Origin of the sequence: Paraburkholderia dinghuensis, from assembly GCF_003837865.1 — a bacterium.
GTDB lineage: Bacteria > Pseudomonadota > Gammaproteobacteria > Burkholderiales > Burkholderiaceae > Paraburkholderia > Paraburkholderia dinghuensis.
In genome coordinates this window covers 38,405-55,246 of sequence record NZ_RQIS01000021.1, presented here as the reverse complement: position 1 = coordinate 55,246, position 16,842 = coordinate 38,405, and the positions used below count along the sequence as shown (strand labels likewise).

The window sequence follows — 16,842 nt, the reverse complement described above, 5'->3', positions numbered from 1 at the left end:
GTCAGCCATTCGACTTCAGAGTGAAGGCGCGGGCACCGTCGCACTGCGCGAATCCGCTGGATGGCGCGGCGTCGACTATCGCAGGACGGCAGGAAGGAAGGAAATCAGATTGCTTGTCGATCAGCAGGAAAGCCCGGGCTGGATTCTGCTCGGATGCGATTACGACAAACTTTTTACCCGCAGCAACTAAACCGAACTGATCCACCATGAGCGCAAACGCCGCCCAGACCACCGCCGTTGTCCGTAAAGATGTCGCTGTGGCGCCGCTCGCCACCATCGCAAAGGAGGACGCGGGTTCCGCGCTCGAGCAATTCGATGCGTGGCTAAAGAGCGTTAGCGACGGCTACATCACGCTGGAGCGCGTCGAGCAACTGGCTAACTGCATTCCGGTCGTCTCGAACATTCTGTCTGCGGTCGATGTCGTGATGGATATCAAGCAGTTGATCGAAGCTGAAGCGAAAGACTTCTTTGATTATCTGAATCTGGGCATCGACCTCATCGGCGTGATTCCGGTGCCGCCCGTTATGGGTGAATTCCGCATGGGCGCGCGGCCCCTGATGAAGCTCGCCCGCGAGGAACTCTCAAAGAGCGCCAAAACCGTTGCACAGGGTGGTGCGCAGATGATCGCCGATACGATCATTTCGGTGCTGGTCGCGGGTATCAGCGCCAAGTTCGCCGGCGACATCGAAAAATTCATTCAGGAGGTGCAGTCACAGCTCGCGCAACTGCTGGACGACTGCGCGAAACACGCAAAACAACTACTCGAAGGTATTGCGCAGATTTTCGAAAATGCGGCGTCGGGCAAGCTCTTCGACACCTCGGGCAACTATCGGGCGGCCGGCAAACATATCGGGCAGGCCGGCGACGCCTTCGTCGCTCATGATGCGACCAGGGTTGCCGAGAACCTGTGGTCGTATCTGAAAGACGGCACGAAGGTGATGGTCAAGGACGCGGCGAATCTCGCCTCGCGTGCCGCGAATGTGATCTCGCCGTCGACAAACCAGCGGCTCATGCACATGGCCGGGCAAGCGCGCAACGCGATTCCGATGGTAACGGAGAAGATCAAAGGGCTGAACAGCGCGAATGTGGGCGGCCTGATCTGGTTGCTCGACGCCCTCATGAAGGCCGTGATCAAGTGGAAGGACAAGCAGAAACACAACCAGACCGTCGGCATCAAGGCAGCCGGCAAGGTCGAAGCCGAATTGAAGAAAACCGAAGGCGAGCTGGAGACGATCGGCGCGCAGGCGAAGGCGAAGCATCCGGGGGCGAACGACTGCAAGAGCTGTGGGCTGGGACGCAGCGGCGGCTCGATCGGCTACGCACTCGGCGACGAGCGCTTCGATCACGAAGACTTTGTCCTGCCCGGCGCCATGCCGGTGGTCTGGCGACGCACTTACCGGTCTTTTCTCGCGGCCTACGACGAAAGCAGTCTGGGCGCGCGCTGGATCACGCCCTACACCACGCGTTTCGATATCCACGCGGCGAAGCTTGTCTATCACGATCAGAGCGGACGCAGTCTTGACTACCCGCTACTGAAGGCGGGCGAGACGCATGACGATCTCGCCGAGAATCTCACGCTTGCCCGGCTCGATGACCAGTGGCTGACGCTCACTCGTGGTCATGAACTGCTCGAAGCGTACGAAAAACGCGGGGACGCCTTTCACCTTGCGTTTTTGAGGGACCGCAACGGCAACCAGGTCACGCTCGATTACGACGAGGCACACCGGCTCACCCGGCTGATCACCTCGCAAGGCGTCGTGGTGTTTTCACATGATGCGGGCGGCCGTCTCATCGAGGCGGCGGAGGTCAACCAGGCGGGCGAACGGATCGGCACGCTGGTGCGCTACACGTACGACCGGCATGGCGACCTCGTTGCGGCCACCGACCGTCATGGCAACCGTCGCGAGTACGCCTACACGCATCACCTCGTCACCCGCTACACGGATCGTACCGGCCGTGGCATGAATCTGGAGTGGGATGGCACCGGCCCCCGGGCGAAGTGCGTGCGCGAATACGCGGACGACGGCAGCCACGACACGCGCCTCGCGTGGCACCCGGACATCCGTCTTGTCGACGTGACTGACGGGCCAGGCAATGTCACCCGCCATTATTTCGATATCGACGGCTATACGTACCGGATCATCCACGCGGATGGCCTCAACGAATGGTTCTACCGCGACGCCCAGCATAACCTGACGCAGCATATTTACCCGGACGGCACTGTCGAACGCTTCACCTATGACAGGCGCGGCAACCTGACCGGGCAGACCCGTCGGGATGGCAGCGTGGTGCGCATGGAGTACGACGCGAAGGATCAGATGACGGTCCTCATCGATCCGCACGCGTATCGCTGGACGCGCGAATACGACGACGCCGGCAACGTCGCGACGCAGGTCGACCCGCTGGGTCACAGGACGCAGTACAGCTACAACGCCCAGGGCCTGCCAACGGAAATTGTCGACGCCAAAGGCGGGGCAAGGACACTCGCCTATGATGCCGCGGGGCGCCTTGTCCGCTATACCGACTGCTCGGGCAAGACCACGCGGTGGGCCTATGACGTAGAAGGCCGGCTGACCGAAAGCCGGGACGCGGGCGGACGGAGTGTCGTCTACCGCTACGGCGGCAATGGCCAGCTGGCTGCGGTGCAATCTGCTGCGGGAACCGAAAAGCTCGAGTACGACGCCGAGGGCCGGCTCCTGGTGCACACGGATGCGCTGGATCGCGTCACGCGCTATGGCTACGACGCCGCCGGGCGGATCGCGAATCGACGCGATGCGTCGGGTGAACTGCTGACCTATCGCTATGACCGGGCCGGGCGCCTGAGCGCCCTCACCGATTCAAATCGCGCGACTTACCAGTTCCACCATGATCCGGTCGGCCGGCTCATCGAGGAAACGGGCTTCGACGGGATGTCGACCCGCTACACCTACGACGCCGCGACGGGCCAGCTGCAATCCATCGATGAAGCGGGACAGACGACCCGGCTCGAATACGACAACGGTGGACGCCTCGCGCGGCGCGTTTGTGGTGCAAGCGACGAGCGCTTCATGTATGACGGCAGTGGCCGTCTGATCGACGCGCAGAATGCAGTCAGCCGGGTGCAGCATTTCTTCGACCCCGTCGGCAATCTCGTGCGCGAACATCATGCGCAGCAGCTGTTCGACGAGCGTCGCAGCTACGTGTGGCGACACGAATACGACGAGACCGGCACGCGTATCAGGACCGTGCGCCCGGATGGGCATGCGCTCGACTGGCTGGTGTATGGCACGGGTCACGTGCACGGCATGCAGCTCAACGGCCAGGAGTTGATCCAGTTCGAGCGTGACGGCCTGCATCGCGAAACACAACGCACGCTGTCGAACCGGATCGTGCAGGACACGCGTTACGACCCGCTCGGGCGAATGGAGGCCCAGGCGCTCCGGCGTTCGGGCGCACCTGCCCCGATCGTGGCGCGCCGGTACCAGTACGATGCAGCGGGACAGCTCAAGGAGATCGACGACAGCCGGCAGGGTGTGACGCGTTACCAGTACGATCCCGTCGGCAGGCTGCTCGAAGCGGTGAGTCCGCTTGCGACCGAACGTTTTGCATTTGATCCGGCTGGCAATATCGTCGATGCGGGCAGTCCAGCACAGGCGCGCAGTGGTGGCGCGCAACCATCGAGTACGTTGCCGGCGCAGATACCGAAGGTGCTGGGCAACCTGCTGAAGGATTACGCCGGCACCCACTTCAGCTACGATGCCCGCGGCAACCTGGTTGAGAAGCGCTCGGCGGGCGCCGGGCAGCGTTACGAGTGGGACGAATTCAACCGGATGAGCGCGGCCAGTGTCGATGAGCCTGCGCGCCGGCATGAGGTTCGCTACTTCTATGATGCCTTTGGACGTCGCATCGGAAAGGACGTCGACGGCGTGCGCACGACGTACGGCTGGGACGGCGACACGCTGGCTTACGAAAGCGTCGAGGAAGGTAGCACGCACTATGTGTATGAAGCGGGGTCCTTTGTGCCGCTGGCGCAGTTCGTGTCGGCTCCGGTCAGGGGAATTGACACGCCCGGCTGGAAGCCGACCGATCGCTACGCGCCGGAAGATGATCCGCTGCTGAAGCCGGTCAGGCCGGCCTCCCCCGCGCACGTTTTTTATTACCACTGTGACCAGCTTGGCACGCCGCAGTTGCTCACCGATGAACTCGGCGAGGTCGTCTGGGAGGCAAGATACAGGGCGTGGGGCGAAGCGCGGGAGGTGATAGCGCGGGTATCGAAGGCGACGCTCGGCGCTGCGCGCAACCCGATCCGGTTCCAGGGGCAGCAACGCGATGAAGAGACGGGCCTCGCGTATAACCGGTATCGGTACTATGATCCACAAAGCGGGCGGTTCGTCAGCAAGGATCCGATTGGGTTGGCGGGTGGGATCAATGCGTATGCGTATGCGCCCAATCCGATCTCATGGATCGACCCGCTAGGCCTAAGCGGCGCAACTCCGCCGACAATTACTGCGGCGGATATAACGGACAAAACGCGCACTGAGATTCGAGGTCTCGCGAATCAAAGGGGGCTCGTCGTGGCGAAGCAAGATGCTTCGGGGGCGCCGATAAAATGGAAATGTCCATGTACAGGGAAAGAGCGTCTCCGATTAGATCGTGGCCATATAGATCAATCAACAGGATTGCCCTATAACGATCCCAAAGCCGCTGTTGACCATGTACATGCCTATGACCCAACGGGGAAGGTGAAGGTTGTCTCGCCAGTCGATGGCAATCCTCATTTCCCGACCACAGGTGAATAGCAATGCAGGCCGAAAACAAGAAGGACTATTTCGAGTCAAGCGATGGGACGCTTCGGATATGGATCGAGCAAGAGTCGTCAATACACATCAAGGCGACGACAAAAGAAGGCGACCCGGTTGAATTGTCCGAGTCGGAGGCGTTGGAAATAGCAGAAGTGCTGAAAGACTTCGCAAGCCGAATCTAGTTCCGTACGAAGGGCCGCATCTGCGGCCCTTCGTTCATTTGGCGGTGATAGTCAGCCGCCCATGTTCAACAGCGATCCTGACGCGCTGTCCGGCTTCGAAGCCTGCGTGCTCGATCCACCGTCCGGCGAGCTTCATCCACGGATAAAGCGGGGGCGTATATGCGTATGCGCCCAATCCGGTGCAGTGGATTGACCCGCTTGGACTGTCTAACACATTCCCATCGAATCCGAATGACATGACAAAAGTCCTGGGTGTTGATCCCAAGATCGGAACGACTCCAGACGGAACGTCTCGTTATACCTGGTCCCCGAATAGCAATACACGTATCCGCTACGAAAGCCATCCTGAGGGGTTGTGCCGGTGCTCCAACGGATTCAACCCGCGGCATCATGGAGAGCATTACCATGTCGAAACAAAACCCGATGACCTCAGTTGGGGCCAAGCTTCGCGGCGTGGTCAGATAAACAAATCTCTACCGGACGGTTATATACCAGGCAGCGGCACTGGATTTACTCCAGGTGAAAAATTTCCGGGAAGTTAAGAAATGAAAAGCAGTGCGATTCTTGTCGCCGATGCGCAGATTGAGTCCTACTCTTATAAAGGTGGACGTCTAACAGTGCTTATACGGTCTGATGGAGGGGCTTTTGAGGTTGTTTTCCATACGGTCCTTGGCATGAAGGCCGTTTCTCCAGAAGGACAAGATCTGTCGCATTTGGTCGAGAGTACAGAGAAGAGTCCTTATCTTGTTGCTATATGTGACGCAGCAGAGGAGCCCATAGACGGGTTCAAGGAGTTCAGCTTTATCTCGGCTTGGACCGATGAGCCATTATTAACCGTGGTTGCGATTGACGTTCAGGTTCCCAAAACGCCGTATTAAAACAAGGGCCGCTTACTGCGGCCCTTCGTGCTTTTACCCGGCTGTGATGGTAAGCCGTCCGTGTTCAACGCTGATCTTCACGCGCTGCCCGGCTTCGAAGCCGGCGTGCTCGATCCACCGTCCGGCGAGCTTCATCCACGGATAAAGCGGCGGTGTACAACCGACTCTCCAGTTGCGCGGCTGGCGCAGCGACTGCTGGATGGTCACGAAGCGTTCCGTGACGGGTGAACGTGCCTTAAAAGCGGGACAGACGACCCAGCTCGAATACGACAACGGTGGACGCCTTGCGCGGCGCGTCTGCGGTGCAGGCGACGAGCGCTTCATGTATGACGGCAGTGGCCGTCTGATCGACGCGCAGAATGCCATCAGCCGGGTGCAGCATTTCTTCGACCCGGTCGGCAATCTCGTGCGCGAACATCATGCGCAGCAGCTGTTCGATGAGCGTCGCAGCTATGTGTGGCGACACGAATACAACGAGACCGGCACCCGTATCAAGACCGTGCGCCCGGATGGGCATGCGCTCGACTGGCTGGTCTATGGCACCGGTCACGTGCACGGCATGCAGCTCGACGGCCAGGAGCTGATCCAGTTCGAGCGTGACGAACTGCATCGCGAAACACAACGCACGCTGTCGAACCGGATCGCGCAGAACACGCGTTACGACCCGCTCGGGCGAATGGAGTCGCAGGCGCTCCGGCGTTCCGGCGCACCCTCCCCGATCGTGGCACGCCGGTACCAATACGATGCAGCGGGACAGCTAAGGGAGATCGACGACAGCCGGCAGGGTGTGACGCGTTACCAGTATGATCCCGTCGGCAGGCTGATCGAGGCGGTGAGTCCTCTTGCGACCGAACGTTTCGCATTTGATCCGGCCGGCAATATCATCGATCCGGGCAGTCCGGCACAGGCACGCAGCGGTGACCCGCGACAACCGGGTGCCCGGACAGGCACAGGCATTAATTGCTCGAATGTCTGCTTTCGTACTAATCGGTGGGCGGCTCAGGGTCGAACGGACCCCTTCCCCGGAAATCTGCGACGAACCTCTAAAAAAACCAGCCGGAATTATTCCGCTGTTGCGGCCCAAACCACTCTTCGCCGTTCAAACGGGCGCGGCATTGCACACGCGCCCGGACCACCTCATCGAGTACGGAAAATCGAAATCGCCGTGGTCAACCGGCGCGCCTGGTCTTCGAGCGACGCGGCCGCCGCCGCGGACTGCTCGACCAGCGCGGCATTCTGCTGCGTGACCTGATCCATCTGCGAGACGGCGATATTCACCTGATCGATGCCGGTGCTCTGCTCGTTTGCCGCCGTCGCGATTTCGCCCATGATGGCGCTCACGCGCGCGATGGCATCGACGATTTCCTGCATCGTCGCGCCCGAGCGCTCCACGAGCCCCGCGCCGGTTTGCACGCGCGCGGTCGAAGTCCCAATCAGTTCCTTGATCTCCTTGGCCGCCGCCGCGCTGCGCTGCGCGAGCGAGCGCACCTCGCCCGCGACAACCGCGAAACCACGCCCTTCCTCACCCGCGCGCGCCGCTTCGACGGCCGCATTCAGGGCGAGGATGTTGGTCTGGAACGCGATGCCTTCGATCACGCCGACGATTTCGCCGATGCGCTGCGAGTCGCTGACGATGTTATGCATCGTGCCCACCACCTCGCGCGCGAGGTCGCCGCCCTGGCCCGCGAGCCCCGACGCGCCCTGCGCGAGCGAGCTGGCCTGCTGGACGTTGCCGGCGGTCTGCCGGACCGTCGACGTCAGCTGTTCGATGCTGGCCGCGGTCTCTTCGAGTGACGCCGCCTGCTGTTCGGTGCGTTGCGAAAGATCGGTGTTGCCCGTCGCGATCTCGCTCACGCCCGTGTCGATCGACGCGACGCCGTCACGCACCGTGCTGACCATCGTGATGAGCGCTTCCTGCATGCGCTGCAGGCCGCTCAGCAGCTTGCCCATCTCGTTCTGGCTCGTCACGGCGATCGGCGTGGTGAGGTCGCCGCTCGCGATGCGGTGGAACTGCTCGACTGCGGCGTCGACAGGATGAACGATCGCGCGCATCAACGCGACGCGCGCAAACCAGGCGAGCACCAGCGCGCCCGAGAGGCCAACGCCAACCGCCACGCAAACCACCGTAAAGCGCGCGTGCGCGTCCTCGAACCGCCGAGCGCCGTTGGCCAGCTCGCGCTTTTCGACTGAGACCATCGCCTGGTCGTAACCGGCGTAGAGCGGCGGCAGCTTGTGCGCCTGCAGTTCCGAAAAAGTAGCGCGGTCGCCGGTTTTGAGCGCGGTGAGCGCCGGATCGATACCCTGGTGCAGGAACGCATCGCGCTTGTCCAGCATCTCTTTCAGGAGGCGCTGGTCTTCGTCGTCGCCCGTCACGATCGACCGGAAGTGGTCGAGGCGGTCGTTCGAGGTCTTGAGATACTGGTCGAAGCGTCCGAGCACGGCATTCGCGCCCGGCTGGTCGCCGGCGTCCAGGAGCGAGGCATACGTTGCGAGCGCGAGGCGCATACGCAGGAGCTGACCCGCGCTGCCCTCCAGATCGGCGACGGCCGGTTCGTCGATCGTGTACATGGCCTGCAGCGACAAATCGCTTTGCCGGATGGACAGAAGTCCCACTGCGGCGCCGATCACCAGCACAACGCCAATAAACGTGACCATCAAGGTAAGGCTTGTGCGAATCGACAGCTTGCTGAGCATTTAGATCTCCGGCGGGTCGCGCGCGGTTGACGCGCGCTTGACCACGGTTTCATCTGTTGACGGGCGCGCGTGACGCCCGCAAATTACCGGACCCATTTGCAGGTGTCCGTCTAGTGTCAACGGCAACGAGCGCCATAACTTTAGTCGCCACCGAATGTGACAGCATGTCGCACCCTCGGCGTGTGGGCCCGGTGGACGCTGGCTTGAGGCGGTACGGATGGGCATCGGCGCGATCTGCCGGTGCAAACTGAGCGGATACGTCGGCGTGAATGGAATACGGAAAGCCGGGCTAGCGAGACGAAAGGCCACAGGCACCGCCCACGAACAGGGCGGGTACCAGATTCGCGCGAACTGGAAGAATGGTTCTGGAAATTCGCGCCGAAGCGCAGTGGCCGCGGACAGACCGGGCAAGTCCGATCCGGTCAACCGGCTGTTCTTATGGGAAACGCATCACGCTGTAATCATCGCGAGCCACATCGGCGGCGGGGCAACCGTGGAATCACCGCCGCCTTTGATGAACAGCCAAGGCGCTCACCGCTGCACAACCGAAAGCGAAGGCGAGCGCCACTAGCATCGCCTGCTACTACGCTGCGGCAAACTCGAACGCAGGCTCACAACGAATGGGGAAGTTCAGCGAGTTCGCCACGAAGCATTGCTCGTGGGCGGTATGGTGCAGCCGTTCGGCGAGGGCGCGGTCGTCGCCGGAACGAATCGTGACGCGCGGGCGCAGGATAATTTCCGTAAACCGCCCCGCGTCCGGGCCGTCCTGCATGGTGCCTTCGGCCTCGTCGACATACGCCACGACGCAAATGCCCGCCTCGGCGCACAGGTGCAGATACCACAGCTTGTGACACGCCGATGCCGACGCCACCACCAGGTCCTCGGGATTCCAGCGTGCCGCATCGCCGCGAAACGCCGGGTCCGATGAGCCCGGAATGTCCGGTTTGGCGCCGGCACGAATGACGTGATCGCGGCCGTAGTCGCGGTATCCCGATGTGCCGCTGCCCTTGTTGCCCGTCCACTCCACCGTGACGTGGTACTTGTGCTGACCCTGTGCCATCGCAGATTCCTGTGAGAACGATGCGTTGAACCCGGACTGCGGGGGTGCGACGCCTGACTGCACACCGATCCGGTCTGGAGGCGTCATTGTGATGGACATTCTTCAAACCTGTCACGATCGCAATGTTCGATACACGCGCTCGACGCGAGTATCATCGAGCCCCACGTTCGATCTCCCGAAGCCGAAACTCCTCATGAATTCTCCTGCCGATAGTTCCTCGCCGCGCCCGATCCGGGCGCTCACGCAACTGGAAGCGCGCATCGTCGGCGTGCTGGTCGAGAAGCAACATACGGTTCCGGATACGTATCCGCTTTCGCTGAACGCCCTGACATCGGGCTGCAATCAGAAGACCGCGCGCACGCCGGTGATGAACGCCACCGAAACCGAGGTGCTTGGCGCGATCGAGAGCCTCAAGCATCTGAGTCTCGTATTCGAGGGCAGCAGCAGCCGTGTGCCGCGCTTCGAGCACAACCTGAACCGGGTGCTCGGCATTCCGAGCCAGGCGGTCGCGCTGCTCACCGTAATCCTGCTGCGCGGCGCCCAGACCGCCGCGGAATTGCGGCTGAATTCCGCGCGTCTGCATGGTTTCGCGGACGTTTCGTCGGTCGAGGCGTTCCTCAGCGAACTCGCCGGCCGCGAACCGCCGCTCGTCGTGAAGCTGCCGCGCTCGCCGGGCGAGCGCGAGCATCGCTGGATGCATCTGTTGTGCGGTGAAGTCGATGTGAGCGTTGCAGCGGGCAATGCCGCTGAACGCGCCTACGAGAGTGCCCAGGACGGCGTCTCGCTCGCGCAATTCGACGCGCTGAAGAGCGAGCACGATCGGTTGAGTGACGAGGTGGTCCGGTTGCGCGCGCTGGTCGAGCGGATGGCGTCGGAGCTGGGAATTTCGCTTGATGGATCGTCGACGTCGGCGTAACGACGGAGGCCACGTCGCGTGGCATCACGCGCGCAAATTCGCTGAGCGTCACGGTTAGCCGCCAGGTCGACGGACCGGCGAGCGATGACCACTACAACGCCCCCGGCCATCAGCCCTGACCATTTGGCGTATCAAGCGATCCTGCCAGCCCGCCGTCACCGGGAAAGCGGCATTCCCGCGTGCGGTCACGCCCTGAATACGGGTTCCGTTTGCGGTTACACTTCTCCGATGGACAAATGCCGTTACTGCGGAAAAGTTCGTGACGAATGGGATTGTCACGGTCAGGCCTGCCGTACCGCCATCGCGCGGGCGTTGCAGCGCCATCGCAAAGGCCTGCCGATGCTGGCCAACGTGATCCGCAACGAGATTCCCGCTCATGCCAGCACTAGCGAGGTCATCACGGTGCTGTCACGCCAGCGCATGCGCGCGCGGCGCGGTAACGAAGCACGCCGCGAACGCAAGGAACTCGAAGGCACTGACACCGACTGAGCCCACCGCTCACACCCCCATCGCGACGCGCCTCGCGGCCCCCTCTTACGCTGCCGCCTCAAGCGCAGCGGCAACAGCCTCACCCACGGCCGCCGTGTTTGCCGTTCCACCCATGTCGGGCGTGCGCGGCCCTTCGACCAGTACCTTTTCGATAGCGCGCATGATCGCGTCGTGTGCCTGCGTAAAACGCGCGTCGCCGTTACCGAGGTAATCCAGCATCATCGCGCCGGACCAGATCATGGCGACCGGATTGGCGATCTTCTTGCCGAAGATGTCGGGTGCGGAACCGTGCACCGGCTCGAACAGCGACGGGAATTTTCGCTCCGGATTCAGGTTCGCCGACGCCGCAAGGCCGATCGTACCCGTGCACGCAGGACCGAGATCGGAGAGGATGTCGCCGAACAGGTTCGAGGCCACGACCACGTCGAAGCGGTCCGGCTGCAGGACGAAGCGCGCTGAAAGAATGTCGATGTGCTGCTTGTCCCACGTCACGTCCGGAAACTGTTCGCCCATCGCGGCGACGCGCTCGTCCCAGTACGGCATGCTGATCGAGATGCCGTTCGACTTCGTCGCAGCCGTGAGCTTTTTGCGCTCGCGCTTGTTTGCAAGGTCGAACGCGTACTTCAGGATGCGATCCACGCCGTGACGCGTGAACACCGACTCCTGCAACACGAACTCGCGGTCGGTGCCTTCGAACATCTTGCCGCCCACCGAGCTGTATTCGCCCTCGGTGTTCTCGCGCACGACGAGGAAATCGATGTCGCCGGGCTTGCGGTTCGCGAGCGGGCACGGCACGCCGGGCAACAGACGCACAGGTCGCAGGTTCACGTACTGGTCGAACTCACGGCGGAATCTGAGTAGCGAGCCCCACAGCGAAATGTGGTCGGGCACCTTGTCGGGCCAGCCCACCGCGCCGAAATAGATCGCGTCGAAGCCCTTGAGCGTGGCGAACCAGTCGTCGGGCATCATCTTGCCGTGCTCGAGGTAGTAATCGCAGCTGGCCCAGTCGAAGTGCGTGAATTCGATCGACAGACCGAATTGCTTCGCCGCCGCCTGCACCACACGCACGCCCTCCGGCATCACCTCCTGACCAATGCCGTCGCCTGCGATGGCAGCGACCCGGAATGTCTTGCTCATGTTTCGTTCCCCATTGTCCCTATTGCTGGCTTGCTGGCGCGGATCGGCATTGATCCGCGCTTCGTGAGCGCCAGCATGCCTGAAAATACCGTGGAAACAAACTCCGCGAGCGTTGTGCCGTTCCGCACGAAACGTGGACAATCGGCCTGCGTCCATGACTTCCATGACGCCGACCGGGCTTTCGGCATTCGCGCCCGATGCCGCCTAAACTGTGCACTCGGCGCGATGTCGGTGCATCGCCCATAACCCGGTACCTTTCCATGTTTTCGCCCGCCAGCACGCTCCCGGCCGTCAAGGCCGATCTCTATGAAACGCTCGCCGCCCAGGCGCGCGCGATGCTCGAAGGCGAGTCCAATACCGTCGCCAACGCGGCGAATTTCTCGTCGCTCGTATTCAACTCGCTCGAAGGGCTCAACTGGGCCGGCTTCTATTTCTTCGACGGCAAGGAACTGGTCGTCGGCCCCTTCCAGGGCAAACCGGCATGCGTGCGGATTGGAATCGGCAAAGGCGTGTGCGGCACCGCCGCGCAGACGCGCGAAACGCAGGTCGTCCGTGACGTGCACGCGTTCGCTGGCCATATCGCGTGCGATTCGGCTTCGCAATCGGAGATCGTCGTGCCCCTCATCGCGCCGGATGGCGCGCTGATCGGCGTCTGGGACGTGGACAGCCCGCAACTCGCCCGCTTCGACGACGAAGACGCAAAGGGCATGGAAGCGCTGTGCCGCGTCTTCGTCGAATCGGGATGGAACACTGCCGCCCGGGGGACCTGATGCCCGCACGGCGGGCGCGTGCAAGCGGCGGTGCGCGGAACGTAGACGCACCGCGAGCGTTTTGCGTGAATCGTCGCGTTACGACGATGCGAACCGCCGCAGTTGTTCCGCGAAGGTGCCAGTCGCATCGGAAAGCGTATCCTGGCTGCGACGCAGGATTCCAATCTGCTCGACACCCCTCGGTGCGGGAACGCTGACAAGCGCGAGCGCGCCCGCGTCGAGATCGTCCTGCGCGACGCGCTCCGGCACGATCCATATCGCGTCGGACGCCCCCACCACGAGCCGCGCAACCGGCGACGACTGCGTCTCGACACACCCCTGCGGCAACACCAGCCCACGCGATTCGAAGAAGGCCTCCGTGTGGTGACGCGGCGCTGTGTCGACGCCCGCGATCACGAGCGGGTAATCGAGCACGTCTTCGAGCGTCGGCCTCGCGCCGGATTCGGTGAGCGGGTGACCGGCCCGCGCCACCATGGTCAGTGACTCGGTGTACAGATACTCGAACGAAATGCCCTTCATGGCCGACGGTTCAGCCATGCGCCCGACGACGAGATCGAGGTCGCCTGCCTTGAGCGCACCGAGCAATTCGGCGTTCGAGGCCACCTGAATCCGGACGCCGACGCCCGGCATAAGCGTCTTCATACTCACGATGGCCTTCGGCAGCACCGCCGTCTGGACGGTGGGAAGCGCGCCGACGCGGACCGCCAGCGAGTGGTGCGCGTCCTCGCGCGCCAGTGCAGCGGCGGACGCATCGACAGCGCGCTGCACGTCGAGCGCATAACGCAGGAAATGCTCGCCGGCGACCGTGAGTGCCGCGCCGTTGCGGCCCCGTTCGACGAGGCGTGCGCCCGCCCACTGCTCAAGCTCGGCGAGTGTCTTCGAGATCGCCGGCTGACTCAGATGCAGACGCTCGGCTGCGCGCGCAAGCGTGCGCTCCTGCGCAATCGCGACGATGCAGTTCAGGTGCCGCAGCCGCAGCCGATCCCGGACCTGGGCACGCAGATCGTTCAGTGGCGGGTCATCTTTCGTCGCAGCCGGACGTTGACGGTTCGACAATGCGGTCGGCTTCGGCTTTTCCATAACCTCAAGTTATTGATTTTTCCAAAAGAAGTCAATTTACATGATCTTTCGTGAAGATTAAATTAGCGCGAAACACATCGTTTAATCGCCCAAGGAGGAGACTCGTGGCCACACTCGTCGGCGGCATCGCCGTTTCGCACACCCCCACGATTGGTTTCGCGCTCGATGCGCACAAGCAGAACGATCCGGCCTGGGCGCCGATCTTCGAGACCTTCGAACCCGTCAAGCGCTGGCTGCGCGAGCAAAAACCCGACGTGATCGTCTACGTCTACAACGATCACGTGACGTCGTTCTTCTTCGACCACTACTCGGCGTTTGCGCTCGGCATCGGCGATGAGTACGGCGTAGCCGACGAAGGCGGCGGCGCGCGCGACCTGCCTGCCATCAAGGGTAACGCGCAACTCGCGCGCCACATCGGCATGAGTCTGTCCGCCGACGAATTCGATATGTCGTTCTTCCAGGACAAGCCGCTCGATCACGGCTTTTTCTCCCCGATTTCCGCGCTCATCGATCGCGACGAACAGGGCTGGCCGACGCGCGTCGTGCCACTGCAGGTCGGCGTGCTGCAGTTTCCGATTCCAACCGCGCGACGCTGCTACCGCATCGGTCAGGCGCTGCGCCGCGCAATCGAAAGTTATCCTGAAGATATTCGCGTGGTCGTGATGTCGACAGGCGGACTCTCGCATCAAGTGCACGGCGAACGCGCGGGCTTCAACAATACCCCGTGGGACCATCAGTTCATGGACGCGCTCACGAACGACCCCGAAGCCCTTGCGCAGATGACGCATGCCGAATTCGCCGAACTGGGCGGACTCGAAGGCGCCGAGGTCATCATGTGGCTCATCATGCGCGGTGCGCTTGCGGGCAACGTGAAGAAGGTGCATAGCGGCTACTATCTGCCGTCGATGACGGGCATCGGTACGCTCGTGCTGGAAAATACCGCCGCGCCGCTGCCGGGCGCCGCGCACGAACGCCATCGCGCGCATATGGCGCAACAACTCGTCGGCGCGGAGAAGCTGAGCGGCACGTACCCGTTCGATCTCGCGGCAAGCGTCAAGGCGTATCGGCTGAACAAGTACCTGCACGCGATGATCGACGAGGCTCATCGACGCGCATTCCTGGAGGACCCCGAGCGTTCGTTCGAGGCGGCGGGTCTGACCGACGAGGAAAAGGATCTTGTGCGACGGCGCGACTGGCGCGGCCTCATCCACTACGGCGTGATCTTCTTCATGCTCGAGAAACTAGGCGCGGTGGTAGGCGTATCGAACCTCCACATCTACGCGGCGATGCGCGGCGAAACACTTGAGGCGTTCTTGCAGACCCGCAAAACCAAAGCAATGTATTCGGTGGCGGGCAACACGCAGAAGACTGAGTCGTGGAGCAGTGAGCCTGCTGAGCGATAAGTTTGCCGAAGTTCCGCGGTGCGATCGCGCTTATCACGCTTATCGCTCTTCGCACCGCGCGGCGGGCTACGCCATCGTGAACGGAAAATGAAAAAGCCGCGGTTGCTCAACCGCGGCTTTCGTTCTTGACCGCTCGGCACGCGAGGCGCGCGACGCCCGCGCTGCCCCGGCGAAGAGGATCACGTCTGCGAATCGGAACTACCGGCCTGCTGGGCGCTGTCGTCTTCCTTCTTCTCATCCTCTTTCTTTTCGACCACCTCTTCCAGTTTCTCCGCGCCTTCGTAGCCCGCGACGGCCGCGGCTGCCTTGGTCAGGAAGCCTGCATTCGGATCCACCTTGTCCGTCGCTTCGACCGCGACCACTGCACCTGCAATCTCGCCCACCTTGTCCAGAATGCCCATACGACCCTCCAGTTCTCACCCGCCATCGCGTCGAAAAGCGCCTGCGCGCGGACTGCACGCGAGCCGCCAGCCACTGGCCGCGCGCCTTTCGCAGGCACGCGTGTCGTTCCATTCTGTGCGCCCGAATCTGACGGATCAATCTGATTCCACTGCAATTGACAATCTTTAACTATTTCGCCGATTCGCAATTGCTGCGGCGCACCAATCGCTAGACTAGACACGATCACGTTTCCTCCATGTCCTCTGGCATGGTTCAAGCCCGCCGCGTTGCGGGCTTTTTTCTTGTCCGCGCCGACGGGCAGTCCGCCAGCACGCTGGCATAATCCTCACTCCCGGTTCACCTTTCGCCCGTCGTCGTCATGAGTCTGCATATCTGGTGGCTCTTTCTCGCCACCGTATTCGTCGTATCCGCTATCCCTGGTCCCAACATGCTGCTCATCATGTCGCATGGCGCGCAATACGGTCTGCGCCGCACCGGCGCCAGCATGGCCGGCTGCCTGTCCGCACTCGTCCTGATGCTTTCGGTTTCTGCTGCTGGACTCGGCGTGTTCCTGCAGGCATGGCCCGCCATGTTCAACGCGCTGCGCCTGATCGGCGCGGCTTACCTCGTCTATCTCGGCATCAAGGCGTGGAGCGCACCTGTACCCCACGCCGATGCGCGTGAAGCTCAATCGCCCACCGTGGCTCCCGTGCGGCGCCCCGGCGCGCTCTTTCGCAATGGCTTCCTCGTGGCGAGCAGCAATCCGAAGGCGATCCTGTTCGCCGCCGCGCTGCTGCCGCAATTCATCGATGCGAGCCGGCCCACGCTGCCGCAGTTCGGCATCCTCGTCGCGACATTCGCCGTCATCGAGGTGAGCTGGTATCTCGTCTACGCGGGATTCGGCACGCGCATCGGCGCGACACTCAAGAGCCGCCGCGTCGCCAAGGCGTTCAACCGGTTGACCGGCGGTGTGTTCGTGGGTTTCGGAGCGGTGATGGCGCTCATGCGCCAGTAGTCAGCGCCATAAGCGCCACACCCGCGGCGCTTGCGTCTTCAGCGATCGCGTATGGG

At 62.5% G+C, this 16,842-nt stretch carries 16 protein-coding genes and 1 pseudogene; 9 read left to right on the top strand and 8 right to left on the bottom strand.

What is annotated here, in order from left to right:
- Position 1: 1 nt before the first annotated feature.
- A complete protein-coding gene (locus tag D1Y85_RS23100; protein WP_124153401.1) occupies positions 2 to 208 on the bottom strand; it encodes a hypothetical protein in 207 nt (68 codons plus the stop codon).
- On the opposite strand from D1Y85_RS23100, the gene D1Y85_RS23095 reads away from it, so the two are divergent.
- Together D1Y85_RS23095 and D1Y85_RS23090 are read left to right on the top strand one after the other, a co-directional pair.
- On the top strand, positions 207 to 4,778 hold the full coding sequence (locus D1Y85_RS23095; RefSeq protein ID WP_124153400.1) for an RHS repeat-associated core domain-containing protein: 4,572 nt from the start codon (positions 207 to 209) through the stop codon (positions 4,776 to 4,778). The genes D1Y85_RS23100 and D1Y85_RS23095 overlap by 2 nt on opposite strands.
- 2 nt (positions 4,779 to 4,780) lie before the next feature.
- The gene (locus D1Y85_RS23090) at positions 4,781 to 4,963 is read left to right on the top strand and encodes a hypothetical protein (protein ID WP_124153399.1); all 183 of its coding nucleotides are present in this window, start codon (positions 4,781 to 4,783) and stop codon (positions 4,961 to 4,963) included.
- Between the two features lie 34 nt (positions 4,964 to 4,997).
- On the opposite strand, the gene D1Y85_RS28040 is transcribed toward D1Y85_RS23090, so the two are convergent.
- Positions 4,998 to 5,099 carry a SymE family type I addiction module toxin gene (locus D1Y85_RS28040; RefSeq protein ID WP_124153398.1) on the bottom strand — a complete coding sequence of 34 codons (102 nt, stop codon included), beginning with the start codon at positions 5,097 to 5,099 and terminating at the stop codon, positions 4,998 to 5,000.
- A 409-nt stretch (positions 5,100 to 5,508) separates the two neighbouring features.
- On the opposite strand from D1Y85_RS28040, the gene D1Y85_RS23075 reads away from it, so the two are divergent.
- Complete coding sequence (locus tag D1Y85_RS23075; protein ID WP_124153397.1) at positions 5,509 to 5,841, top strand: hypothetical protein; 333 nt, start codon at positions 5,509 to 5,511, stop codon at positions 5,839 to 5,841.
- A gap of 33 nt (positions 5,842 to 5,874) precedes the next feature.
- Here D1Y85_RS23075 and D1Y85_RS27225 read toward each other — a convergent pair whose 3' ends face one another.
- Positions 5,875 to 6,048, bottom strand: a complete 174-nt coding sequence (locus tag D1Y85_RS27225; RefSeq protein ID WP_185219095.1) for a SymE family type I addiction module toxin — start codon at positions 6,046 to 6,048, stop codon at positions 5,875 to 5,877.
- A gap of 31 nt (positions 6,049 to 6,079) precedes the next feature.
- Between D1Y85_RS27225 and D1Y85_RS27740 the strand changes: the two are divergent.
- A pseudogene (locus D1Y85_RS27740) lies at positions 6,080 to 6,766 on the top strand (RHS repeat-associated core domain-containing protein); the annotation flags it as partial.
- A gap of 212 nt (positions 6,767 to 6,978) precedes the next feature.
- Here the strand turns inward: D1Y85_RS27740 and D1Y85_RS23060 are convergent.
- Positions 6,979 to 8,535 (bottom strand): methyl-accepting chemotaxis protein, encoded by a 1,557-nt coding sequence (locus D1Y85_RS23060; RefSeq protein WP_124153394.1) that lies wholly within the window; start codon positions 8,533 to 8,535, stop codon positions 6,979 to 6,981.
- Between the two features lie 583 nt (positions 8,536 to 9,118).
- Positions 9,119 to 9,595: an OsmC family protein gene (locus D1Y85_RS23055; protein ID WP_124153393.1), complete on the bottom strand. Its 477-nt coding sequence runs from the start codon at positions 9,593 to 9,595 to the stop codon at positions 9,119 to 9,121.
- A 193-nt stretch (positions 9,596 to 9,788) separates the two neighbouring features.
- On the opposite strand from D1Y85_RS23055, the gene D1Y85_RS23050 reads away from it, so the two are divergent.
- Together D1Y85_RS23050 and D1Y85_RS23045 are read left to right on the top strand one after the other, a co-directional pair.
- The gene (locus D1Y85_RS23050) at positions 9,789 to 10,511 is read left to right on the top strand and encodes a YceH family protein (RefSeq protein ID WP_124153392.1); all 723 of its coding nucleotides are present in this window, start codon (positions 9,789 to 9,791) and stop codon (positions 10,509 to 10,511) included.
- A 228-nt stretch (positions 10,512 to 10,739) separates the two neighbouring features.
- Complete coding sequence (locus D1Y85_RS23045) at positions 10,740 to 11,000, top strand: hypothetical protein (RefSeq protein WP_124153391.1); 261 nt, start codon at positions 10,740 to 10,742, stop codon at positions 10,998 to 11,000.
- A gap of 45 nt (positions 11,001 to 11,045) precedes the next feature.
- Here D1Y85_RS23045 and D1Y85_RS23040 read toward each other — a convergent pair whose 3' ends face one another.
- On the bottom strand, positions 11,046 to 12,137 hold the full coding sequence (locus D1Y85_RS23040; protein ID WP_124153390.1) for a tartrate dehydrogenase: 1,092 nt from the start codon (positions 12,135 to 12,137) through the stop codon (positions 11,046 to 11,048).
- Between the two features lie 260 nt (positions 12,138 to 12,397).
- On the opposite strand from D1Y85_RS23040, the gene D1Y85_RS23035 reads away from it, so the two are divergent.
- Positions 12,398 to 12,907, top strand: a complete 510-nt coding sequence (locus D1Y85_RS23035) for a GAF domain-containing protein (RefSeq protein WP_124153389.1) — start codon at positions 12,398 to 12,400, stop codon at positions 12,905 to 12,907.
- Between the two features lie 78 nt (positions 12,908 to 12,985).
- Here D1Y85_RS23035 and D1Y85_RS23030 read toward each other — a convergent pair whose 3' ends face one another.
- Positions 12,986 to 13,987, bottom strand: coding sequence for a LysR substrate-binding domain-containing protein (locus D1Y85_RS23030; RefSeq protein WP_124153388.1), 1,002 nt, complete (start codon positions 13,985 to 13,987; stop codon positions 12,986 to 12,988).
- 104 nt (positions 13,988 to 14,091) lie between these two features.
- Here D1Y85_RS23030 and D1Y85_RS23025 point away from each other — a divergent pair, with 104 nt between their 5' ends.
- Positions 14,092 to 15,390 (top strand): gallate dioxygenase, encoded by a 1,299-nt coding sequence (locus D1Y85_RS23025; protein ID WP_124153387.1) that lies wholly within the window; start codon positions 14,092 to 14,094, stop codon positions 15,388 to 15,390.
- Between the two features lie 179 nt (positions 15,391 to 15,569).
- Here the strand turns inward: D1Y85_RS23025 and D1Y85_RS23020 are convergent, their stop codons facing one another.
- Positions 15,570 to 15,791, bottom strand: coding sequence for a hypothetical protein (locus D1Y85_RS23020; protein WP_124153386.1), 222 nt, complete (start codon positions 15,789 to 15,791; stop codon positions 15,570 to 15,572).
- Between the two features lie 359 nt (positions 15,792 to 16,150).
- On the opposite strand from D1Y85_RS23020, the gene D1Y85_RS23015 reads away from it, so the two are divergent.
- Positions 16,151 to 16,786 carry a LysE family translocator gene (locus tag D1Y85_RS23015; RefSeq protein ID WP_124153385.1) on the top strand — a complete coding sequence of 212 codons (636 nt, stop codon included), beginning with the start codon at positions 16,151 to 16,153 and terminating at the stop codon, positions 16,784 to 16,786.
- Positions 16,787 to 16,842: the final 56 nt, after the last annotated feature.